This is a genomic window from Pseudomonas cichorii (genome assembly GCF_015471405.1).
GTDB classification, from domain to species: Bacteria; Pseudomonadota; Gammaproteobacteria; order Pseudomonadales; family Pseudomonadaceae; genus Aquipseudomonas; species Aquipseudomonas serbiensis.
Genome location: NZ_BLVZ01000004.1, coordinates 120,631 through 142,745, shown reverse-complemented (window position 1 = coordinate 142,745; position 22,115 = coordinate 120,631). Strand labels below are relative to the sequence as shown.

Genomic DNA, 22,115 nt, shown 5'->3' with positions numbered 1-22,115 from the left:
GCAGGCCTTGTCAGGCTGATGTTCGCGCGATGGTATCGTCGCTGCGCAGGGTGAAAATCTCATAGCCGTCAGCGGTTACCAGAATCGTGTGCTCCCATTGTGCCGAGAGTTTGCGATCCTTGGTAATGGCGGTCCAGCCGTCGCCGAGAATCTTGGTGTCGGCGCGACCCTGGTTGATCATCGGCTCGATGGTGAAGGTCATGCCCTCAAGCAGTTCGATACCGGTGCCAGCCTCACCATAATGCAGTACCTGCGGTTCTTCGTGAAAGACCTTGCCGATCCCGTGGCCGCAGAATTCACGAACGACGGAAAAACCGTTCTTCTCGGCGTGCTTCTGGATGACTGAGCCGATATCCCCGAGGCGCGTGCCCGGACGGACGATCTCGATGGCCTTGTACAGGCATTCCTGGGTGATCTTCGACAGGCGCTCGGCCCACTCGGGGACCTTGCCGACATGGAACATCTTGCTGGTGTCGCCGTGATAACCGTCCTTGATGACGGTGATGTCTATATTCAGGGTGTCGCCATTCTTGAGCTGCTTCTCGCCGGGAATGCCGTGGCAGACGACATGGTTGATCGAGGTGCAGATCGACTTGGGAAAGCCTTTATAGTTGAGCGGCGCCGGAATCGCCTGTTGCTCGTTGACGATGTAGTCGTGGCAGATGCGGTCCAGCTCTTCGGTGGTGACACCCGGCTTGACGTGGGGAGTGATCATTTCCAGTACTTCGGCGGCCAGGCGACCGGCGATGCGCATCTTTTCGATGTCTTCGGGAGTTTTGAGGGTCACGGTCATGCGAATTTCTCTCTGCGTGGTTGCACGCGGCCAATGCGGAAAGGGACGATTCTATCAGACACAGGCTCATGACTAGCGCTTCCTTCTATAAAGGAAACGTTGGGGAATCTGTCTGTTTTCAAAAGGATGGAGAAACAAGCGTGTGATTCGGGTTTCACTGGCTTTCCTTTTGTGATATAAAATGCGCCGCTTTCCAAGGTCCGCCCTGGAAGCATAAACCCACACACGTGTCGACACGATGACCTGGGTGCCTTTGGCGGCTCGCCACTGGTTGGTCATTGGGATACGTGGAGGCCTAACCCGACTTATCAAGGAACTATCATGTCCCAAGTCAATATGCGCGATATGCTGAAGGCCGGTGTGCACTTCGGTCACCAAACCCGTTACTGGAACCCGAAAATGGGTAAGTACATTTTCGGCGCGCGTAACAAGATTCACATCATCAACCTTGAAAAAACCCTGCCAATGTTCAACGAAGCTCTGACTTTCGTTGAGCGCCTGGCTCAGGGCAAAAACAAGATTCTGTTCGTCGGCACCAAGCGTTCCGCTGGCAAGATCGTTGCTGAAGAAGCAGCACGTTGCGGTTCGCCGTACGTCGATCACCGCTGGTTGGGCGGCATGCTGACCAACTTCAAGACCATCCGTCAGTCGATCAAACGTCTGCGCGAGCTGGAAGTACAGGCTGAAGACGGTACTTTCGCCAAGCTGACCAAGAAAGAAGCCCTGATGCGCTCCCGTGATCTGGAAAAACTGGATCGCAGCCTGGGTGGTATCAAGGACATGGGCGGTCTGCCTGACGCACTGTTCGTTATCGACGTTGATCACGAGCGCATTGCTATCACTGAAGCCAACAAGCTGGGCATCCCGGTCATCGGCGTAGTCGATACCAACAGCAGCCCGGAAGGCGTTGACTACATCATCCCAGGCAACGATGACGCAATCCGCGCTATCCAGCTGTACATGGGTTCGATGGCTGACGCTGTTATCCGTGGTCGCAACAATGTTGCTGGCGGCACCGACGTCTACGTCGAAGAAGCTCCAGCTGCAGCAGCTGTAGAAGGCTGAGTAACAGACGCTTAGCGTTTACTCAGTACGCGAAAAGGGGGCTTGGCCCCCTTTTTGCCACCTCGAAAATGATTTGTTGGCGTGACCGTGGGCTGCTTGTCATGTGTTGCTGTCACCCTGATTTTTCAAGAATTTGAACGCCCGTTTACCCCGGGTGGAATGGTTGAAAACCTATCCAAGAGGATTTTGAAATGGCAGAGATTACTGCAGCGTTGGTCAAAGAACTGCGCGAGCGTACCGGCGAAGGCATGATGGATTGCAAAAAGGCCTTGACCAAGGCTGGCGGCGACATCGAAAAAGCCATTGATGACATGCGTGCTTCCGGCGCCATCAAGGCTGCCAAGAAAGCAGGCAACGTTGCTGCTGAAGGCGCTATCGGCGTTAAAGTCGGTGCAGACGGCAAAGCTGCTGTCATCATCGAAGTCAACTCCCAGACCGACTTCCTGGCTCTGCAGGACGACTTCAAGAACTTCGTGAACAGCAGCATCGAGAAAGCTTTCGCCGAGAAGCTGACCGACGTGGCTCCGCTGATCGAAGCTCAGGAAGTAGAGCGTACTGCTCTGGTTGCCAAGGTTGGCGAGAACGTCAACATTCGCCGCCTGACCCGCATCGAAGGTGATGTGGTCAACGCTTACCTGCACGGCAACAAGATCGGTGTGGTTGTAGCTCTGAAAGGCGGCGACGCCGAGCTGGCCAAAGACATCGCCATGCACGCTGCTGCAAGCAACCCTGAATTCCTGCTGCCTTCGGAAGTTTCGGCTGAAGCGATCGAGCGCGAGAAGGGCGTCTTCCTGCAACTGAACGAAGACAAGATCAAAGGCAAGCCAGCTGAAATCGTCGAGAAAATGGTGAGCGGTCGTATCACCAAGTTCCTGGCCGAAGCCAGCCTGGTTGAGCAAGCATTCGTCAAGAACCCGGAAATCACCGTGGGTGCTCTGGCGAAGAAAGCTGGCGCTGAAATCGTATCGTTCACCTACTTCAAAGTAGGCGAAGGCATCGAGAAGCCAGTCGACAACTTCGCTGAAGAAGTTGCTGCTCAAGTAGCTGCAAGCAAGAAGTAAGACAGTTTTTCAACTGTCGCCCCAAAGAGGCTGCCCGCTCACGCGCGCGGCCTCTTTGTCAAAAAGGAAAGGGAATTTTCCCTTTGAGAATTGGTCGTCAAGGCTGCATTCTCCAGACGCTCTTGCAGCGTCAAGCTAGAGTAAGCGCAGGTCTGAAATGGCCCGCACAGATTTTTTTCAGAAAACGCCGCAGGAGAGATTCGCAATGGCTCAGCAGGGCAGTGGTTATCAGGCTCGCTATAAACGCATTCTACTCAAGCTTAGCGGCGAGGCCCTCATGGGGTCGGAAGATTTCGGTATCGACCCCAAGGTACTGGATCGCATGGCGCTGGAAGTCGGCCAGTTGGTTGGCATCGGCGTTCAGGTCGGGCTGGTGATCGGCGGTGGCAACCTGTTCCGTGGTGCAGCCCTGAGTGCTGCCGGCATGGATCGGGTAACGGGCGATCACATGGGCATGCTGGCCACTGTGATGAATGCCCTTGCAATGCGTGATGCGCTGGAGCGAGCTAATATCTCGGCCATCGTGATGTCCGCCATCTCGATGATGGGTGTGACCGATCATTACGATCGTCGCAAAGCCATGCGCCACCTCAACTCCAAGGAAGTCGTCATTTTTGCTGCCGGAACCGGTAATCCGTTTTTCACTACGGATTCGGCTGCCTGCCTGCGAGCGATCGAAATCGATGCCGATGTCGTCCTCAAGGCGACCAAGGTCGATGGCGTCTACACCGCAGACCCGTTCAAGGACCCGAATGCCGAGAAGTTCGATCATCTGTCTTACGATGAAGTGCTGGATCGCAAGCTGGGTGTGATGGATCTGACGGCTATCTGTCTGTGTCGCGATCACAAGATGCCGCTGCGCGTCTTCAACATGAACAAGCCCGGCGCCCTGCTGAATATCGTACATGGCGGCGCTGAAGGAACCCTGATCGAGGAAGTTCAACAATGATCAACGAAATCAAGAAAGATGCTCAGGCGCGTATGCAGAAAAGCCTGGAATCACTGGCTCATGCATTTGGCCAGATTCGTACCGGCAAGGCTCACCCAAGCATCCTGGGTAGCGTAATGGTGCCTTACTACGGCGCTGACACCCCTTTGAGTGCTGTTGCCAACGTGACGGTCAAGGACTCCCGGACCTTACAAGTCGTGGCCTTCGAGCGCAACATGCTCGCAGCCGTCGACAAGGCGATCCAGAGTGCAGGCCTGAACCTGAACCCGACCAACCTTGGCGAGATGCTGCTGATCTCCATGCCTGCCCTGACTGAGGAAACCCGTAAGGGCTTCACCAAGCAGGCGCGCAGTGCTGCTGAAGATGCTCGCGTTGCCGTGCGCAACATTCGCCGTGATGCGTTGAGTGATCTGAAGAAGTTGGTCAAGGACAAGGAAATCAGCGAAGACGAAGAGCGTCGCGCGTCCACAGATATCCAGAAACTGACTGACAAGGCTGAGGCAGATATCGACTCGGCGACGAAGCAGAAAGAAGCAGACCTGATGGCCGTATAAGGTTCGGGGCGCTTTCATGGAAAAGACAAAACCGGCCGCATCGTCTTCGGTGCCGCGTCATGTCGCGATTATCATGGATGGTAATAATCGCTGGGCCAAGAAACGCCTGTTGCCAGGCGTTGCCGGGCACAAGGCAGGCGTTGATGCTGTGCGTGCGGTCATTGAGGTGTGTGCCGAGGCCAAGGTCGAGGTGCTGACGTTGTTCGCGTTCTCCAGCGAAAACTGGCAGCGACCGGCCGAAGAGGTCGGGGCCCTGATGGAGTTGTTCTTCACGGCCCTGCGGCGCGAAACCCGTCGCTTGAACGAGAATGGCATCAGCCTGCGCATCATTGGTGATCGCTCGCGCTTCCATCCCGAGCTTCAGGCAGCCATGCGCGAGGCGGAACTCCAGACGGCTGGCAACAGCCGTTTCGTTCTGCAGATCGCGGCCAATTACGGTGGGCAGTGGGATATCGCCCAGGCTGCCCAGCGCTTGTCCCGTGAGGTTCAGGCCGGGCATCTTCAACCTGAAGACATCACGCCCGAACTGTTGCAGACCTGTCTGGCAACCGGCGACCTGCCGTTGCCGGATCTGTGCATTCGTACGGGTGGCGAGCACCGTATCAGTAATTTCCTGCTCTGGCAGTTGGCTTATGCCGAGCTGTATTTTTCCGACCTGTTCTGGCCGGACTTCAAACACGATGCCATGCGCGCTGCGCTGGCCGATTTCGCTTCGCGCCAACGTCGCTTCGGTAAAACCAGCGAACAGGTCGAAGCTGGAGCCCGGGTTTAATGCTGAAACAACGGATCATCACTGCACTCATTTTGCTGCCGGTTGCTCTATGCGGGTTTTTCCTGCTCAAGGGCGCTGACTTCGCACTGTTCATCGGCCTTGTCGTTGTGCTGGGTGCATGGGAGTGGGCGCGGCTGGCCGGGCTTGTGGCCCAGGGCATGCGGGTGGCTTATGCCGCTACGGTCGCGCTTCTGCTGTTCCTTATGTATCTGGTGCCGGGGCTTGCGCCCTGGGTTCTCGTCGCGGCGGTTATCTGGTGGGGGGTAGCGACCTATCTGGTCCTGACATTCCCCACTTCCAGCGATTACTGGGCGAGCGCTGCCTGCAAGCTGGTCATTGGTCTGTTGATCCTGCTGCCTGCCTGGCAAGGACTTATCCTTATCAAGCAATGGCCTCTGGGTAATTTGCTGATTCTGGCGGTCATGGTGCTGGTATGGGCTGCGGATATTGGTGCCTATTTTTCCGGCAAGGCATTTGGCAAGCGCAAGCTGGCCCCCAAGGTCAGTCCGGGGAAAAGCTGGGAAGGTGTTTATGGTGGTCTGGTGGTTACTCTGCTCATAACAGCGGGAGTAGGGCTGTCCCGTGACTGGCCGGTTTCGCAACTGATCATTGGGCTTCTGGGCGCTGCGCTCATTGTGCTGATCTCCGTGGTCGGTGATCTGACCGAAAGCATGTTCAAGCGTCAGGCCGGTATCAAGGACAGCAGTAACCTGCTGCCCGGTCATGGTGGCGTGCTGGACCGCATCGACAGCCTGACGGCTGCCATTCCTGTTTTTGCAGTGCTGCTCTGGGCTGCTGACTGGGGTGTGCTGTGAAGCCGCAACAGATTACCGTCCTGGGTGCTACCGGTTCGATTGGTCTCAGCACGCTGGATGTCATAGCCCGGCATCCAGCTCTTTATCAGGTGTTTGCTCTGACCGGCTTCAGCCGCCTGAAGGAATTGCTGGCGTTGTGCATCAGGCATACGCCGCGTTTCGCTGTGGTGCCCACTCAGGATGTCGCTCGCAAGTTGCAGGACGATCTTGCTGCTGCCGGGCTCGATACCCGTGTGCTGGTGGGGGAGGGTGGTCTGTGTGAAGTGGCTGCGCATCCTCAGGTCGATGCCGTCATGGCTGCCATTGTTGGCGCAGCCGGTCTGCGTCCGACACTGGCGGCGGTCGAGGCGGGCAAGAAAGTCCTGCTGGCGAACAAGGAAGCACTGGTCATGTCCGGTGCCTTGTTCATGCAGGCCGTCCGGCAAAGTGGTGCTGTGCTGTTGCCCATCGACAGCGAGCACAATGCGATCTTTCAGTGCCTGCCGGTCGATTTTTCCCGTGGCCTGAGTGCTGTAGGCGTAAGACGTATCCTGCTGACCGCGTCGGGTGGGCCGTTTCGCAAGACGCCTCTGGCGCAATTGCATGACGTCACGCCTGAACAGGCTTGCGCTCACCCGGTATGGTCGATGGGGCGCAAGATTTCCGTGGACTCGGCCACCATGATGAACAAGGGGCTGGAGCTGATCGAGGCCTGCTGGCTGTTCGATGCTCGCCCGGCCCAGGTCGAAGTCGTCATTCACCCCCAGAGCGTGATCCATTCGATGGTGGATTATGTGGATGGCTCGGTACTGGCGCAGCTTGGCAATCCGGACATGCGTACACCTATCGCCAATGCGCTGGCCTGGCCTGCGCGCATGGATTCGGGGGTTTCTCCGCTGGATCTGTTCCGTATCGGTCAGCTGGATTTCGAGGAGCCCGACGAAGAGCGCTTCCCGTGCCTGCGTCTGGCCCGGCAGGCTGCTGAGGCAGGAGGCAGTGCTCCCGCCATGCTCAATGCTGCCAATGAAGTGGCCGTCGCGGCATTTCTCGAGCGACGCATTGGTTATCTGGAAATCGCGGGTATGATCGACGAAGTACTGAATCTTGAGCCTGCCGTCGCTGTCGAAGAGCTCGATGCGGTCTTTGCGGCAGATGCAAAAGCGCGTGTTCTGGCAGGGCTTTGGCTGGAACGAAACGGACGATAACTGAACATGGATGATGGGGTTGATGTGATGTATCGGGAGCAGGCTGGTGTGGCTGCGATGATAAACACAGTTGCCGGCATCCCGGCACCCGGAGATGGTTGATGAGCGCGCTATATATGATCATTGGCACCCTGATTGCCCTGGGTGTTCTGGTTACCTTTCACGAATTCGGTCACTTCTGGGTGGCCCGGCGTTGTGGTGTCAAGGTCCTCCGCTTTTCGGTGGGCTTCGGCACGCCGCTGATTCGCTGGCATGACCGCCATGGCACCGAGTTTGTCGTGGCGGCGATTCCCCTGGGTGGTTACGTCAAGATGCTCGATGAGCGTGAAGGCGATGTACCACCGCATCTGGCTGATCAGTCTTTCAACCGCAAGACGGTGTATCAGCGCATTGCAATCGTCATTGCCGGCCCGGCAGCCAACTTTCTGCTGGCCATCGTGTTCTTCTGGGCGTTGGCCATGCTGGGCAGCCAGCAGGTCCGGCCGGTCATTGGCGCCGTAGAGGCGGGAAGCATTGCGCAGCAGGCAGGCCTGAGCGCTGGCCAGGAAATTGTTTCGGTAGACGGCGAGGCAACTTCGGGCTGGTCTGCCGTCAACCTGCAACTGGTTCGTCGCCTGGGCGAGAGTGGCACCATTGCCTTGAAGGTTCGCGATCAGGGCTCGACGGTCGATACCGCGCACAGCCTGACGCTGGACAACTGGCTCAAGGGTGCCGAAGAACCCGATCCGATCCGCTCCCTGGGGATTCGTCCATGGCGTCCTGCGCTGGCGCCGGTGCTGGCGGAACTCGACCCAAAAGGCCCTGCGCAAGCGGCAGGCCTGAAGACCGGTGATCTGCTGCTGGCAGTCGATGGCAAGCCTCTCAACGAATGGCAGCAGGTCGTCGACTGGGTACGTGAGCGTCCTGATGCAAGGATCTCGCTGCGTATCGAACGTGATGGTGCGCAGCTCGACGTTCCGCTGACTCTGGCGGTGCGCGGTGAAGGCAAGGCTGCGACCGGTTATCTGGGGGCGGGTGTAAAGGGTGCCGACTGGCCACCTGAGATGTTGCGTGAAGTCAGCTATGGTCCTTTTGCCGCTGTGGCAGAGGGCGCCAGGCGCACTTGGAACATGAGCGTGCTGACACTGGATTCGCTCAGGAAAATGTTGTTCGGCGAGCTCTCGGTAAAAAACTTGAGTGGACCGATAACCATTGCTAAAGTGGCGGGCGCTTCAGCCCAGTCGGGCATTGGCGATTTCCTGAACTTCCTCGCTTATCTGAGCATAAGCCTGGGGGTTCTGAATCTATTGCCGATCCCTGTGCTTGATGGGGGGCATTTGCTGTTTTATCTGATCGAGTGGGCACGTGGTCGCCCCCTTTCGGAAAAGGTACAAGGTTGGGGAGTTCAGATCGGTATCAGTCTGGTGGTGGGCGTCATGTTGCTCGCGCTGGTCAACGATCTGGGACGACTGTAAGTCCTTGCTGTATTGCGAAATCTGCCGCATTTTGCGGCAGTTTGTTTATTGCCAGTTGGAATAAGAAAGGACTTCATGAAACGTCTGCTGCTAACTGCGGTTCTTGCCGTACTGATGATCGCCGAAGTTCACGCCGAGTCCTTCACCATCTCCGATATCCGTGTCAACGGCCTGCAGCGGGTGTCCGCCGGTAGCGTCTTTGGTGCGTTGCCGCTCAACGTGGGCGAGCAGGCGGATGATGGTCGTCTGGTTGACGCTACTCGTGCGTTGTTCAAAACCGGTTTCTTTCAAGATATCCAGCTGGGACGTGATGGCAATGTTCTTGTCATTACTGTCGTTGAGCGTCCTTCCGTTGCGAGCATCGAAATCGAGGGCAACAAGGCGATTTCTACCGAAGACCTGATGAAGGGCCTGAAACAGTCCGGTCTGGCCGAAGGTGAAATATTCCAGCGTGCGACCCTTGAAGGTGTGCGTAACGAGTTGCAACGCCAGTACGTTGCACAAGGCCGTTACTCTGCCGAGGTTGCTGCCGAGGTCGTGCCTCAGCCGCGCAACCGTGTCGGTCTGAAGATCAACATCAACGAAGGCACCGTTGCTGCCATTCAGCACATCAACGTGGTGGGTAACTCGGTTTTCCCCGATGAAGACCTGATCGACCTGTTCGAGCTCAAGACCACCAACTGGCTTTCCTTCTTCAAGAACGACGACAAGTACGCCCGTGAAAAACTCTCCGGCGACCTTGAGCGTCTGCGTTCCTATTACCTGGACCGCGGCTATATCAATATGGATATCGCCTCGACCCAGGTTTCGATCACGCCTGACAAGAAGAACGTGTACATCACGGTCAACGTCAACGAAGGCGAAAAATACACGGTCAAGTCGGTCAAGCTCAGCGGTGACCTGAAAGTGCCTGAAGATCAGGTCGAGTCCCTGTTGCTGATTCAGCCGGGCCAGGTGTTCTCGCGCAAGGTCATGACCACGACTTCCGAGTTGATCACCCGTCGTCTGGGTAACGAAGGCTATACCTTCGCCAACGTCAACGGCGTACCGACTCCGAACGACCAGGACCATACCGTAGACATCACTTTCGTGGTCGATCCGGGCAAGCGTGCCTACGTCAACCGTATCAACTTCCGTGGCAACACCAAGTCTGCGGACGAAGTGCTGCGTCGCGAAATGCGTCAGATGGAAGGTGGCTGGGCTTCGACCTACCTGATCGACCAGTCGAAAACCCGTCTGGACCGCCTGGGCTTCTTCAAGGAAGTGAACGTCGAAACGCCAGCTGTTCCGGGCACCGACGATCAGGTGGACGTCAACTACGCCGTGGAAGAGCAGGCTTCCGGTTCGATCACCGCCAGTGTCGGTTTCGCACAGAGCGCCGGTCTGATCCTCGGTGGTTCCATCAGCCAGAACAACTTCCTGGGTACAGGTAACCGCGTCAGCATTGGCCTGACCCGTAGCGAATACCAGAGCCGCTACAACTTCAGCTATGTCGATCCGTACTGGACCGCTGATGGCGTGAGCCTGGGCTACAGCGCCTTCTACCGCACCACCAACTATGACGACCTCGATGTCGACGTGGCGAGCTATGCAGTAGACAGCCTGGGTGCCGGTATCAACCTGGGCTACCCGATCAGCGAGACTTCGCGTCTGACCTACGGCCTGAACGTTCAGCAGGACAAACTCAAGACCGGTACCTACACCGTTGAGGAAATCTTCAATTTTATTGATAGAGAAGGCGACAGCTTCCTGAACTTCAAGGGGTCAGTAGGCTGGTCCGAGTCCACCCTGAACAAAGGTGTACTGGCAACCCGTGGTCACTCGCAAAGCCTTGTGTTTGAAACCACCTTGCCGGGCAGTGACCTGTCGTTCTACAAACTGGACTACCGCGCACAGTATTTCCACCCGATCACCGATAACTACACCCTGCGTCTGCACACCGAGCTGGGTTATGGTGACGGCTACGGTTCGACCTCCGGTCTGCCGTTCTATGAAAACTACTATGCCGGCGGTTTCAACTCGGTTCGTGGCTTCAAGGACAGCACCCTGGGTCCTCGCAGCACACCTAGCATTGGCGCAGCCAACGGTGGTCGTCCTGGCACTATTGAGGACCCGGATCAGGACCCTCTGCCATTTGGTGGCAACGTTCTGGTCCAGGGTGGCGTAGAGGTCATGTTCCCTCTGCCGTTCATCAAGGATCAGCGTTCCCTGCGTACTTCCCTGTTCTGGGACGTGGGTAACGTGTTTGACTCAAATTGCGATTCCAGCAGAACGCTCAATGGTCAAAGAGTCGAGTGTAACAACGTAGACTTTTCCGGTATGGCCAGCTCTGTTGGTGTTGGCGTCACCTGGATCACTGCTCTCGGTCCTCTGAGCTTCGCACTGGCCATGCCGGTCAAGAAGCCAGACAACGATGCAGAAACTCAGGTTTTCCAATTCTCCCTGGGCCAGACGTTCTAAGCGTCTGATCCTTGATAACGAAACGAATTCTGTAGGAGTGTATTGTGCGTAAGTTGACTCAATTGGTAATGCTGGCAACCGTTCTTGTCGCTGGCCCTGCATTTGCGGACATGAAAATCGCTGTTCTGAACTATCAGATGGCGTTGCTGGAATCCGATGCTGCGAAGAAATACGCTGTGGATGCCGAAAAGAAATTCGGTCCGCAACTGACCAAACTGAAAACCCTGGAAAGCAGCGCCAAGGGCATCCAGGATCGCTTGGTAAGTGGTGGCGACAAGATGGCTCAGCCTGAGCGCGAGCGTCTGGAGCTTGAATTCAAGCAAAAGGCCCGTGATTTCCAGTTCCAGTCCAAGGAGCTGAATGAAGCCAAGGCCGTTGCTGACCGTGAAATGCTCAAGCAACTCAAGCCAAAGCTGGATCAGGCAGTGGAAGAAGTCATCAAGAAAGGCGGCTTTGACCTGGTATTCGAGCGCGGTGCAGTGATTGATGTCAAACCACAGTATGACGTCACTCGCCAGGTCATCGAGCGCATGAATCAGCTGAAGTAACCCATGAGCACAATCATCAAACTCGGCCAGTTGGCCGAGTTCCTTGGTGCCACGCTACGTGGCGACAAGGACAAGAACATTACGGGGCTGGCCACTTTACAAGAGGCCGGCCCTGATCAGATCAGTTTCCTGGCAAATCCCCAGTATCGTAAGTTTCTTGTGGATGCCAAGGCGGCTGCCGTGTTGCTCAAGCCTGCAGATGCCGAAGGCTACGCTGGCGATGCCTTGCTGGTGCCTGACCCGTATCTGGCCTATGCCCGAATCTCCCATCTGTTCGATCCCAAGCCCAAGGCTGTTGCCGGTGTTCATGCCACGGCTGTCATCGCTGATGACGCCCAGGTAGACCCGACCGCCAGTATCGGTGCCTATGCCGTGATCGAAAGCGGTGCGCGCATTGGTGCGAACGTGACCATCGGCGCTCATTGCTTCATCGGTGCTCGTTGCGAGATTGGTGAGGGCGGCTGGCTCGCTCCTCGCGTGACGCTTTATCACGATGTTCGCATTGGCAAGCGTGTGGTCATTCAGTCGGGTGCGGTGCTCGGTGGCGAAGGCTTCGGTTTTGCCAACGAGAAGGGTGTCTGGCAAAAGATTGCGCAGATTGGCGGTGTCACCATCGGTGATGACGTAGAAATCGGCGTCAATACGGCAATCGATCGCGGTGCCCTGGCTGATACCCGCATCGGTAATGGCGTCAAGCTCGACAACCAGATCCAGATTGCCCACAACGTCCAGATCGGCGATCACACTGCCATGGCAGCCTGTGTCGGTATTTCGGGAAGCACGAAAATCGGCAAGCATTGCATGCTGGCCGGTGGCGTCGGGCTTGTGGGGCATATCGAGATATGTGATGGCGTTTTCATCACCGGTATGACTATGGTTACCCATTCCATTACCGAGCCTGGCTCCTATTCTTCCGGTACCGCCATGCAGCCTGCTGCCGAATGGCGTAAGAGCGCAGCCCGGATTCGCAAGCTCGATGACATGGCGCGGCGACTCCAGAAGCTGGAAAAGATCGTAGAGACAGTGACCTGTAACGGTAATGTTTCATCTGATGGCTGATACCTTTTTCATATCAAGTGATCACAGTCGATAAACTGCCATCCTTGATGCAGAGGAGTGTTGCGTAGTAGCGACGCACTCCCAATCTTTACTACAGGCTTCCCCTCGAAATGATGGACATCAAAGAAATTCGCGAATACCTGCCTCATCGTTACCCGTTCCTGCTGGTGGACCGTGTGACGGAGTTGGATATCGAGAATAAAAGAATTCGCGCCTACAAGAATGTCAGTGTCAACGAGCCTTTTTTCAACGGCCATTTTCCTGATCATCCAATCATGCCGGGTGTTCTGATCATCGAAGCGATGGCTCAGGCCGCAGGTATCCTGGCATTCAAGCTGCTCGACTCGAAACCGGCAGACGGCACGCTTTACTATTTCGTGGGTTCGGACAAGCTGCGCTTCCGTCAGCCGGTGCTTCCGGGCGACCAACTGGTTCTTGAGGCCAGGTTCCTGAGCAGCAAGCGCCAGATCTGGAAGTTTGAATGTCAGGCCTCGGTCGACGGTAAACCTGTATGCTCCGCAGAAATCATTTGTGCGGAACGCAAGCTATGAGTTTGATTGACCCTCGCGCAATCATCGATCCGACGGCCATCCTGGCCGATGATGTTGAGGTCGGCCCCTGGTCGATCATCGGAGCCGATGTGGAAATTGGCGAGGGTACGGTTATTGGTCCGCATGTCATCCTCAAGGGGCCGACGCGGATTGGTAAGCACAATCGCATCTACCAGTTTTCCTCTGTAGGGGAAGACACGCCCGATCTCAAGTACAAGGGTGAAGCGACTCGTCTGGTGATCGGTGATCACAACGTTATTCGCGAAGGGGTGACCATTCACCGCGGGACCATTCAGGATCGCGCTGAAACCACTCTGGGTGACCATAACCTGATCATGGCCTATGCCCATATCGGGCATGACAGCGTCATCGGCAATCACTGCATTCTGGTCAACAACACTGCACTTGCCGGGCATGTGCATGTGGATGACTGGGCGATCCTTTCCGGATTCACTCTGGTTCATCAGTTCTGTCATATCGGTGCCCACAGCTTTTCAGGTATGGGGACGGCGATTGGCAAGGATGTTCCGGCCTTTGTCACCGTGTTTGGCAACCCTGCCGAAGCGCGCAGCATGAACTTCGAGGGCATGCGTCGTCGTGGTTTCTCCGAGGATGCGATTCATGCTTTGCGCAAGGCCTACAAGACGGTCTATCGCCAGGGGCTGACAGTGGATCAGGCGATTGTCGAGCTGGCCGAGCCAGCCGCGTTGTTTCCTGAGGTCGCGATCTTCCTCCAGTCAATCCAGACTTCGACCCGCGGCATTACCCGCTGACCATGGCTGGCTTACTACGCATTGCGCTGGTTGCTGGAGAGGCATCCGGCGACATTCTTGGTTCGGGACTGATGCGTGCCATCAAGGCGCGCCATCCCGATGTCGAGTTCATCGGTGTCGGTGGGCCGTTGATGGAAGCCGAGGGCATGGTCTCCAGCTTCCCTATGGAACGCCTGTCGGTCATGGGGCTGGTGGAAGTGCTTGGCCGTCTGCGAGAGTTGCTGGCCCGACGCAAGCTGCTGGTTCAGACGCTCATCGAAGAAAAGCCTGATGTATTCATCGGCATCGATGCACCTGATTTCACGCTCAATATCGAACTCCAGCTACGGCGTGCCGGGATCAAGACCGTGCATTACGTCAGCCCTTCGGTATGGGCCTGGCGGCAGAAGCGTGTCCTGAAGATTCGTGAAGGCTGCGATCTGATGTTGACCCTTCTGCCGTTTGAAGCCCGTTTCTATGAAGAGAAGGGCGTGCCGGTACGTTTTGTCGGGCATCCTCTGGCCGATACGATCCCTCTTGAGTCCGATCGTCCGGCTGCCCGCGCCGAACTTGGCCTGGGTGACGGCCCGGTGGTTGCGCTTATGCCCGGCAGTCGTGGCGGTGAAGTCGGTCGCCTGGGAAGCCTGTTCTTCGAGACTGCCGAACGTCTTCTGGCCCAGCGTCCCGATTTACGTTTCGTCCTGCCTTGCGCGAGTCCTCAGCGGCGGGCGCAGGTCGAGCAATTGCTGCAAGGCCGTGATCTGCCTGTCACGCTGCTCGATGGCGGCTCCCATACCGCATTGGCGGCCTGCGATGCGGTACTTATCGCTTCCGGTACCGCGACTCTGGAAGCCTTGTTGTACAAGCGGCCGATGGTGGTTGCCTACCGTCTGGCGCCGCTGACTTTCTGGATACTCAAGCGGCTGGTCAAAAGTCCTTACGTTTCCCTGCCGAACCTGCTGGCTCAGCGTCTGCTGGTGCCTGAGTTGTTGCAGGATGCCGCAACCCCCGAGGCGCTGGCCCGGACGTTGCTGCCGCTGCTCGACAATGGGCAGGTGCAGACCGAGGGCTTTGATGAAATTCACCGTATCCTGCGCCGTGACGCCTCCAATCAGGCTGCCGATGCGGTACTGAGCCTGCTTGGCCATTCGCCTTCACTGTGAGTTCTCGATCAATGCAAATAGGTTTGGATTTCAATCTGGTCGAGGATCTGGTTGCGGGTGTCGACGAAGTCGGCCGTGGTCCGCTGTGCGGCGACGTGGTGACGGCGGCAGTCATCCTCGATCCTGCCCGTCCGATACTGGGCCTCAATGACTCCAAGAAACTCACCGAAGCCCGTCGCGAGAAGCTTTACGACGAGATTCGCGAGAAAGCCCTGTGCTGGTTCATTGCCCGGGCCGAAGTCCACGAAATCGACGAGCTTAATATCCTGCATGCGACCATGCTGGCCATGAAGCGGGCAGTGGAAGGTCTGAGCATCACGCCCAGGCTGGCGCTGATCGATGGCAATCGTTGCCCGAAATTATCGGTCCCCTGTGCGCCAGTGGTTCAGGGCGATGCAAAAGTGCCGGCTATTGCCGCTGCATCGATTCTGGCCAAAGTCACCCGTGATCGCGAAATGGCCGCTTTCGAGCTGATGTATCCCGGTTATGGCATGGGCGGGCACAAAGGCTATCCAACACCGGTTCATCTGGAAGCCCTGGCCCGCCTTGGGCCGACGCCGATTCACCGGCGCTCCTTCGGGCCGGTTCGTGCCGCCTGGGAAGCGCGTGAAGTCTTGTCGAGCGCTTCGTCCTTGCGCCCGAACGGGTTTTTGCAGGACTGACGTATCGGCCAAGGCTCGCTACAATCCTGACCTTCGTTTTTTGTGTTTTCGCGCTATAGGATCACCATGCCGGCTTCTTTCGTTCATCTACGCCTGCACACCGAATACTCACTGGTCGATGGTCTGGTCCGGGTCAAGCCACTGATCAAGGCTCTGACCGGCATGAATATGCCTGCCGTGGCGGTGACCGATCAGAACAACATGTGTTCGCTGGTCAAGTTCTACAAAGCGGCGCAGGGCGCCGGGATCAAGCCGATCTGTGGTGCCGACCTGTGGCTGGCAGGCAGGGACGAAGATGCCCAGCTCAGCCGTATCAGCCTGTTGGTGATGAATCCCCAGGGCTATCGCAACCTGACCGAACTGATTTCCCGAGGCTTTATCGAAGGTCAGCGCAACGGGCTGATCATCGTCGAACGTGAATGGGTTGCCGAAGCCAATGAAGGGCTGATTGCCCTGTCGGCCGCCAAAGAGGGTGAGATCGGCATGGCTCTGCTCGGCGGTAATCCGGGCGAGGCTGATGAGTTGCTGCGCTGGTGGATGACGGTGTTTCCCGACCGCTTCTACGTCGAGTTGCAGCGCACCAACCGGACCAACGATGAAGAGCATCTGCATGCTGCCGTTGCTCTGGCCGATCGTCACGGCGCACCACTGGTTGCGACCAACGATGTGCGCTTCATCAAACAGACTGATTTTGAAGCGCACGAAACCCGCGTATGTATTGGCGAAGGCCGGGCGCTGGATGATCCGCGTCGTTCGCACAACTACAGCGATCAGCAGTATCTGAAAAGCCCCGAGGAAATGGCCGAGCTGTTCAGCGACCTGCCCGAAGCGCTGGAAAACACCGTAGAAATCGCCAAGCGGTGCAATATCGACGTCAAGCTGGGCACGCACTTCCTGCCCAACTTCCCGATTCCCGATGGCATGACCATCGACGAGTATTTCCGCAAGGTGTCGTTCGAGGGGCTGGAAGAGCGTCTGGCTGTTCTGCTCCCCAGGGACACGACCGAAGATTATGAAGCCAAGCGCCAGGTCTATGTCGACCGGCTGAATTTCGAGCTGGATATCATTATCCAGATGGGGTTCCCCGGTTACTTCCTGATCGTTATGGACTTTATCCAGTGGGCCAAGAACAACGGCGTGCCGGTTGGTCCGGGACGTGGGTCGGGTGCCGGGTCGCTGGTGGCTTATGTGCAGAAGATCACGGACCTCGACCCGCTGGAATACGACCTGCTGTTCGAGCGCTTCCTCAACCCGGAACGGGTATCGATGCCCGACTTCGACGTCGACTTCTGCATGGATGGTCGCGACCGGGTGATCGACTATGTGGCCGAGAAATATGGCCGCAACGCAGTAAGCCAGATCATTACCTTCGGTTCCATGGCCGCCAAGGCTGTGGTGCGTGACGTGGCGCGGGTGCAGGGCAAGTCCTACGGCCTGGCTGATCGTCTGTCGAAAATGATTCCGTTTGAAGTCGGCATGACATTGGAGAAAGCTTTCGAGCAGGAAGAGATCCTGCGCGACTTCCTCAAGGTCGATGAAGAAGCGGCTGAAATCTGGGAGATGGCCCTCAAGCTTGAAGGCGTTGTGCGTAACGTCGGCAAGCACGCCGGGGGCGTGGTTATTGCACCGACCAAGCTGACCGACTTCTCGCCGATCTATTGCGACGAGGCGGGCGACGGTCTGGTAACCCAGTTCGACAAGGACGATGTCGAGGCTGCGGGGCTAGTGAAGTTCGACTTCCTCGGTCTGCGGACCCTGACCATCATCGACTGGGCGCTCAAGACCATCAACCGTGACCGCGCCAAGGTCAACGAAGAGCCGCTGGACATCGCTTTCATCCCGCTCGATGACATGCCGACCTACCAGCTGTTGCAGCGGGCAGAGACCACTGCGGTATTCCAGCTTGAATCCCGCGGCATGAAAGAGCTGATCAAGAAGCTCAAGCCCGACTGCCTGGAAGACTTGATCGCACTGGTGGCCCTGTTCCGTCCGGGGCCTTTGCAGTCCGGGATGGTGGATGACTTCATCAACCGTAAACACGGTCGTGCGGAGTTGTCCTACCCCCACGTCGATTACCAGTATGAAGGCCTCAAGCCGGTACTGGCGCCCACCTACGGCATCATCCTGTATCAGGAACAGGTGATGCAGATCGCTCAGGTCATGGCGGGTTATACCCTCGGTGGTGCAGACATGCTGCGTCGTGCGATGGGTAAGAAGAAACCCGAGGAAATGGCCAAGCAGCGCGGCGGCTTCATTGAAGGTTGCAAGACCAACAATATCGACCCGGACCTTGCGGGTAACATTTTCGACCTGGTGGAAAAATTCGCCGGTTACGGTTTCAACAAGTCCCACTCCGCTGCCTACGGCCTTGTATCGTATCAGACCGCATGGCTGAAGACCCACTACCCGGCGCCTTTCATGGCGGCCGTGTTGTCTGCGGATATGCACAACACCGACAAGGTCGTGACCTTGATCGAAGAAGTGCGGACCATGAAATTGCGCCTCGATGCGCCGGACGTGAACATTTCGGAGTTCAAGTTCACGGTCAGCGACGATGGCCGGATTCTGTACGGGCTGGGTGCGATCAAGGGCGTGGGTGAAGGGCCGGTCGAGGCCATTACCGAGGCCCGTGCGGCGGGGCCGTTCAAGGACCTGTTCGATTTCTGTGCTCGCGTCGACCTCAAGCGCGTCAACAAGCGGACTCTGGACGGCCTGATTCGCAGTGGTGCGCTGGATCGTCTCGGTCCCTATTTCGAGCAGGAACCCAAGGCCTATCAGGCCAATATCGATCGTAACCGTTCGGTGTTGCTGGCGGCCCTCGAAGAGGCGATACAAGCGGCCGAGCAGACTGCGCGCAGCCGTGACAGCGGGCACTCGGACCTGTTCGGCGGCCTGTTCGTCGAAGAAGATGCCGATGTCTATGCCAACCATCGCAAGACCCGCGAGCTTAGCCTCAAGGACCGGTTGCGTGGCGAGAAGGAAACCCTGGGGCTTTACCTGACCGGGCATCCTATCGATGAATACGAAGGCGAGATTCGACGTTTCGCCCGCCAGCGGATCATCGACCTCAAGCCGGCACGCGATACTCAGACGATAGCGGGGCTGATCATTGCCCTGCGGGTCATGAAGAACAAGAAGGGCGACAAGATGGGGTTCATTACCCTGGACGACCGCTCTGCGCGTATTGAAGCTTCACTGTTCGCCGAAGCGTTCCATTCGGCGCAATCGCTTTTGCAGACCGATGCTATGGTGGTAGTCGAAGGCGAAATCAGCAATGACGATTTTTCCGGTGGTCTGCGCCTGCGTGCCAAGCGGGTCATGAGCATCGAGGATGCGCGTACTAACCTGGCAGAAAGCCTGCGCCTGACCGTGCATTGCGATGCGCTCAAGGGCGACCGGCTGCGCTGGCTCGGTGATCTGTGCAAGCGTCACCGGGGAGCGTGCCCTATCACGCTGGACTACACGGGGCCTGATGCCAAGGCATTATTGCAGTTTGGCGAGGAGTGGCGAATTGATCCGGCAGATAGCTTGATTCAAGCTCTGCGTGACCAGTTCGGACGTGAGAACGTCTTTCTCCAGTATCGCTGAACGACTAGGCTCAGCCTGAACTTTTAATCTCGACCGGAATGCGCCCTTTCCACGGAGCAGGGCGCTGACGGACAACCGGCCGGCCTCTTGGCCGTCGACCCAAGACGGATGCCTATGAACCCGAATTTTCTTGATTTCGAACAGCCTATCGCTGACTTGCAAGCCAAGATCGAAGAACTGCGCTTGGTCGGTAATGACAACTCGCTGAACATCAGCGATGAAATCTCCCGGCTGCAAGACAAGAGCAATACGCTCACCGAAAGCATTTTCGGAAATCTGACCAGTTGGCAGATTGCGCGTATGGCGCGTCACCCACGTCGTCCTTACACCCTGGACTACATCGAACACATCTTCACCGAGTTCGATGAGTTGCACGGTGATCGTCACTTCTCCGATGACGCTGCCATTGTTGGTGGTATTGCTCGCCTGGAAGACCAGCCTGTCATGGTGATCGGTCACCAGAAAGGCCGTGAAGTCCGTGAAAAGGTGCGTCGCAACTTCGGTATGCCGCGTCCTGAAGGCTATCGCAAGGCCTGCCGTCTGATGGAAATGGCCGAGCGTTTCAAGATGCCGATCCTTACCTTCATCGACACACCGGGTGCCTATCCGGGCATCGACGCCGAGGAGCGCAACCAGAGCGAAGCCATTGCCTGGAACCTGCGTGTCATGGCGCGTCTGAAGACGCCGATCATCGCTACCGTTATCGGTGAAGGCGGTTCCGGTGGTGCGCTGGCCATTGGTGTCTGCGACCAGTTGAACATGCTGCAATATTCGACCTATGCGGTCATTTCGCCAGAAGGCTGTGCGTCGATCCTGTGGAAGACTGCCGAGAAGGCTCCGGATGCTGCCGAAGCCATGGGCATCACCGCTGAGCGTCTGAAGGGCCTGGGTATCGTTGATAAAGTGATCAGCGAGCCTCTGGGCGGCGCGCACCGCGACCCGGCTGCTGCGTCTGCCACCATTCGTGCAGAGCTGAGCAGCCAGTTGGCGATGCTCAAGAAGCTGGATAACGATGCCCTGTTGGCACGTCGTTATGAGCGCCTGATGAGCTACGGCCTCTGATATAGCGTTGCTTTCTTTGCGGATGAATCCGCTCCTGTTTCCCGCAGGAGCGAATTCATTCGCGAAAAGCGTCGTATCGGGAATGCTGCTCTTTCGCGGATAAATCCGCTCCTACAGGGCTGCGACCTTTCTGTGTACAAGCATGACGGTCACGATCTCCCCGCCAGACTGCTTCAAGTCCTGGCCCCCTGGCGTCACGCGCCTGTCTGGCATGTCGGTTTCTCCGGCGGTCTGGATTCCACTGTATTGCTGCATCTGCTGGCTGAACTCGCCACGCGCGCGAACTTGCCGCCACTTAATGCCATTCATGTTCACCACGGTCTGCAAGAGGCTGCCGATGCGTGGCCGGAGCATTGTCGGCAAGTGTGCCTGAAACTGGGCGTTCCCTTTCAGAGTGTGGCGGTGCAGGTGAAGCCTGGCGCAAGCATCGAGCAGGCGGCCCGTGAGGCACGCTATGCCGCTTTCATTGAATTACTGGGCGAGGGCGATCTGTTGCTGACGGCGCAGCATCGTGACGATCAGGCCGAGACATTGATGTTTCGTCTGTTGCGAGGTGCCGGTGTTCGGGGGCTTGCCTGCATGCCGTTGCATCGGGCCGTCGGCAAAGGGCAGATGTTGCGGCCGCTGCTGTCGGTTTCCCGTGCCGAACTGGAAGGCTATGCGCAACAGCATGGCCTGAGCTGGGTTGAAGATCCGAGTAACGAGGATCAGCAACTCTCCCGAAATTTCCTGCGCAAGCAGGTCATGCCGTTGCTGGCTTCGCGCTGGCCGCAAGTGTCCACGAGTATGGCGCGTACCGCCGAGCATATGGGTGAGGCGGAGCAGTTGCTGGGAGAGCTGGCGGAGCAGGATCTGGCCAGTGCCCGGCCAACCACATCCTTTGCGTGGCTGGGTATGCCGGTATTGGCCCTGGGGCCTCTGGCCGATTTGTCCGTCGCCCGGCAGCGCAATGCGCTTCGCCACTGGCTTGCGCCGCTGACTCGTCTGCCGGATACCGATCACTGGGCTGGCTGGGAAACCTTGTGCAATGCGGCGGAAGGCGCACGACCCTCATGGCGACTGGCCGACGGTGAGTTGCATCGGGCCGAAGGGCATATCTGGTGGCTGTCGGGGAGCTGGTTGCAATCTCCTGAGGCGATGCCGCTCTGGTTTGATGCATCCGGTTCATTGAGTCTGCCCGGTAACGGTCACGTCAGTATCGAAGGCGACAGCCCCCTTGGTCCTCTGCAGATCCGCTATCGCCAGGGCGGTGAAATCATGCAGCTACAAGGCCGTGGCCATCGCGATCTCAAGCGCTTGCTCAATGAACGTGGCGTGCCGCTGTTCGTGCGCGGCAGATTGCCGCTGCTCTATCGTAATGATCAATTGTTGGCCGTCGCCAACCTGCCGGGGCTGGACGGCGCGTCCCATGGAAACTGGCGATTGCACTGGATTGCACCGACGAGCGACCAATGTTTGAGCTGAAAGGCCCTTTCAGGTAGACTACGCTCCCTTCTTGATACAGCTTCTGTTGGCTCTTTTGAACCAACGCAAGTTGCCGGTTACCAACCAGTGTTTACTGGGCGATTCTTAAAATGTGGCGCCAATGGACAAGCTTCTGGCATGTCGGTTCAAACGCAGCAG

At 57.4% G+C, this 22,115-nt stretch carries 19 protein-coding genes; 18 read left to right on the top strand and 1 reads right to left on the bottom strand.

Annotated elements, in window-relative coordinates; translation table 11 throughout:
* Nucleotides 1–10 precede the first annotated feature (10 nt).
* Nucleotides 11–793 carry a type I methionyl aminopeptidase gene (gene map / locus JL015_RS06765; protein WP_025258943.1) on the bottom strand — a complete coding sequence of 261 codons (783 nt, stop codon included), beginning with the start codon at nucleotides 791–793 and terminating at the stop codon, nucleotides 11–13.
* A 321-nt stretch (nucleotides 794–1,114) separates the two neighbouring features.
* Here map and rpsB point away from each other — a divergent pair, with 321 nt between their 5' ends.
* The 18 genes from rpsB (at nucleotide 1,115) to tilS (ending at nucleotide 21,956) form a co-directional block, all read left to right on the top strand.
* Nucleotides 1,115–1,858: a 30S ribosomal protein S2 gene (rpsB, locus tag JL015_RS06760; RefSeq protein WP_201003586.1), complete on the top strand. Its 744-nt coding sequence runs from the start codon at nucleotides 1,115–1,117 to the stop codon at nucleotides 1,856–1,858.
* A 191-nt stretch (nucleotides 1,859–2,049) separates the two neighbouring features.
* Nucleotides 2,050–2,919, top strand: coding sequence for a translation elongation factor Ts (gene tsf / locus JL015_RS06755; RefSeq protein ID WP_201003584.1), 870 nt, complete (start codon nucleotides 2,050–2,052; stop codon nucleotides 2,917–2,919).
* A gap of 205 nt (nucleotides 2,920–3,124) precedes the next feature.
* On the top strand, nucleotides 3,125–3,868 hold the full coding sequence (gene pyrH / locus JL015_RS06750; RefSeq protein ID WP_025258946.1) for a UMP kinase: 744 nt from the start codon (nucleotides 3,125–3,127) through the stop codon (nucleotides 3,866–3,868).
* Nucleotides 3,865–4,422, top strand: a complete 558-nt coding sequence (gene frr, locus JL015_RS06745; RefSeq protein ID WP_201003582.1) for a ribosome recycling factor — start codon at nucleotides 3,865–3,867, stop codon at nucleotides 4,420–4,422. Before pyrH ends, frr begins: the two co-directional genes overlap by 4 nt.
* A gap of 16 nt (nucleotides 4,423–4,438) precedes the next feature.
* Nucleotides 4,439–5,194, top strand: coding sequence for a polyprenyl diphosphate synthase (uppS, locus tag JL015_RS06740; RefSeq protein WP_201003580.1), 756 nt, complete (start codon nucleotides 4,439–4,441; stop codon nucleotides 5,192–5,194).
* Nucleotides 5,194–6,009 (top strand): phosphatidate cytidylyltransferase, encoded by an 816-nt coding sequence (locus JL015_RS06735; protein ID WP_201017891.1) that lies wholly within the window; start codon nucleotides 5,194–5,196, stop codon nucleotides 6,007–6,009. Before uppS ends, JL015_RS06735 begins: the two co-directional genes overlap by 1 nt.
* Entirely contained in the window at nucleotides 6,006–7,193 is a 1,188-nt protein-coding gene (gene ispC / locus JL015_RS06730; protein ID WP_201017890.1) for a 1-deoxy-D-xylulose-5-phosphate reductoisomerase, read from the top strand. The genes JL015_RS06735 and ispC overlap by 4 nt, the downstream gene beginning before the upstream one ends.
* A gap of 101 nt (nucleotides 7,194–7,294) precedes the next feature.
* Nucleotides 7,295–8,647: a sigma E protease regulator RseP gene (rseP, locus tag JL015_RS06725; RefSeq protein WP_201017889.1), complete on the top strand. Its 1,353-nt coding sequence runs from the start codon at nucleotides 7,295–7,297 to the stop codon at nucleotides 8,645–8,647.
* 75 nt (nucleotides 8,648–8,722) lie between these two features.
* The gene (bamA, locus tag JL015_RS06720; RefSeq protein ID WP_201017888.1) at nucleotides 8,723–11,107 is read left to right on the top strand and encodes an outer membrane protein assembly factor BamA; all 2,385 of its coding nucleotides are present in this window, start codon (nucleotides 8,723–8,725) and stop codon (nucleotides 11,105–11,107) included.
* 44 nt (nucleotides 11,108–11,151) lie between these two features.
* Nucleotides 11,152–11,655 (top strand): OmpH family outer membrane protein, encoded by a 504-nt coding sequence (locus tag JL015_RS06715; protein WP_025258953.1) that lies wholly within the window; start codon nucleotides 11,152–11,154, stop codon nucleotides 11,653–11,655.
* A gap of 3 nt (nucleotides 11,656–11,658) precedes the next feature.
* Nucleotides 11,659–12,714 (top strand): UDP-3-O-(3-hydroxymyristoyl)glucosamine N-acyltransferase, encoded by a 1,056-nt coding sequence (gene lpxD / locus JL015_RS06710; RefSeq protein ID WP_201017887.1) that lies wholly within the window; start codon nucleotides 11,659–11,661, stop codon nucleotides 12,712–12,714.
* Nucleotides 12,715–12,824: 110 nt separating this feature from the next.
* Nucleotides 12,825–13,265: a 3-hydroxyacyl-ACP dehydratase FabZ gene (fabZ, locus tag JL015_RS06705; protein WP_201003571.1), complete on the top strand. Its 441-nt coding sequence runs from the start codon at nucleotides 12,825–12,827 to the stop codon at nucleotides 13,263–13,265.
* Nucleotides 13,262–14,038, top strand: coding sequence for an acyl-ACP--UDP-N-acetylglucosamine O-acyltransferase (gene lpxA, locus JL015_RS06700; RefSeq protein WP_201003569.1), 777 nt, complete (start codon nucleotides 13,262–13,264; stop codon nucleotides 14,036–14,038). Before fabZ ends, lpxA begins: the two co-directional genes overlap by 4 nt.
* A gap of 2 nt (nucleotides 14,039–14,040) precedes the next feature.
* Nucleotides 14,041–15,180: a lipid-A-disaccharide synthase gene (lpxB, locus tag JL015_RS06695; protein ID WP_201017886.1), complete on the top strand. Its 1,140-nt coding sequence runs from the start codon at nucleotides 14,041–14,043 to the stop codon at nucleotides 15,178–15,180.
* An 11-nt stretch (nucleotides 15,181–15,191) separates the two neighbouring features.
* The gene (gene rnhB, locus JL015_RS06690; protein WP_201017885.1) at nucleotides 15,192–15,842 is read left to right on the top strand and encodes a ribonuclease HII; all 651 of its coding nucleotides are present in this window, start codon (nucleotides 15,192–15,194) and stop codon (nucleotides 15,840–15,842) included.
* Between the two features lie 66 nt (nucleotides 15,843–15,908).
* The gene (gene dnaE, locus JL015_RS06685; protein WP_201017884.1) at nucleotides 15,909–19,430 is read left to right on the top strand and encodes a DNA polymerase III subunit alpha; all 3,522 of its coding nucleotides are present in this window, start codon (nucleotides 15,909–15,911) and stop codon (nucleotides 19,428–19,430) included.
* A gap of 114 nt (nucleotides 19,431–19,544) precedes the next feature.
* The gene (locus tag JL015_RS06680) at nucleotides 19,545–20,492 is read left to right on the top strand and encodes an acetyl-CoA carboxylase carboxyltransferase subunit alpha (RefSeq protein ID WP_201003561.1); all 948 of its coding nucleotides are present in this window, start codon (nucleotides 19,545–19,547) and stop codon (nucleotides 20,490–20,492) included.
* A 132-nt stretch (nucleotides 20,493–20,624) separates the two neighbouring features.
* Nucleotides 20,625–21,956: a tRNA lysidine(34) synthetase TilS gene (gene tilS / locus JL015_RS06675; RefSeq protein WP_201017883.1), complete on the top strand. Its 1,332-nt coding sequence runs from the start codon at nucleotides 20,625–20,627 to the stop codon at nucleotides 21,954–21,956.
* The last annotated feature ends 159 nt before the right edge of the window (nucleotides 21,957–22,115 follow it).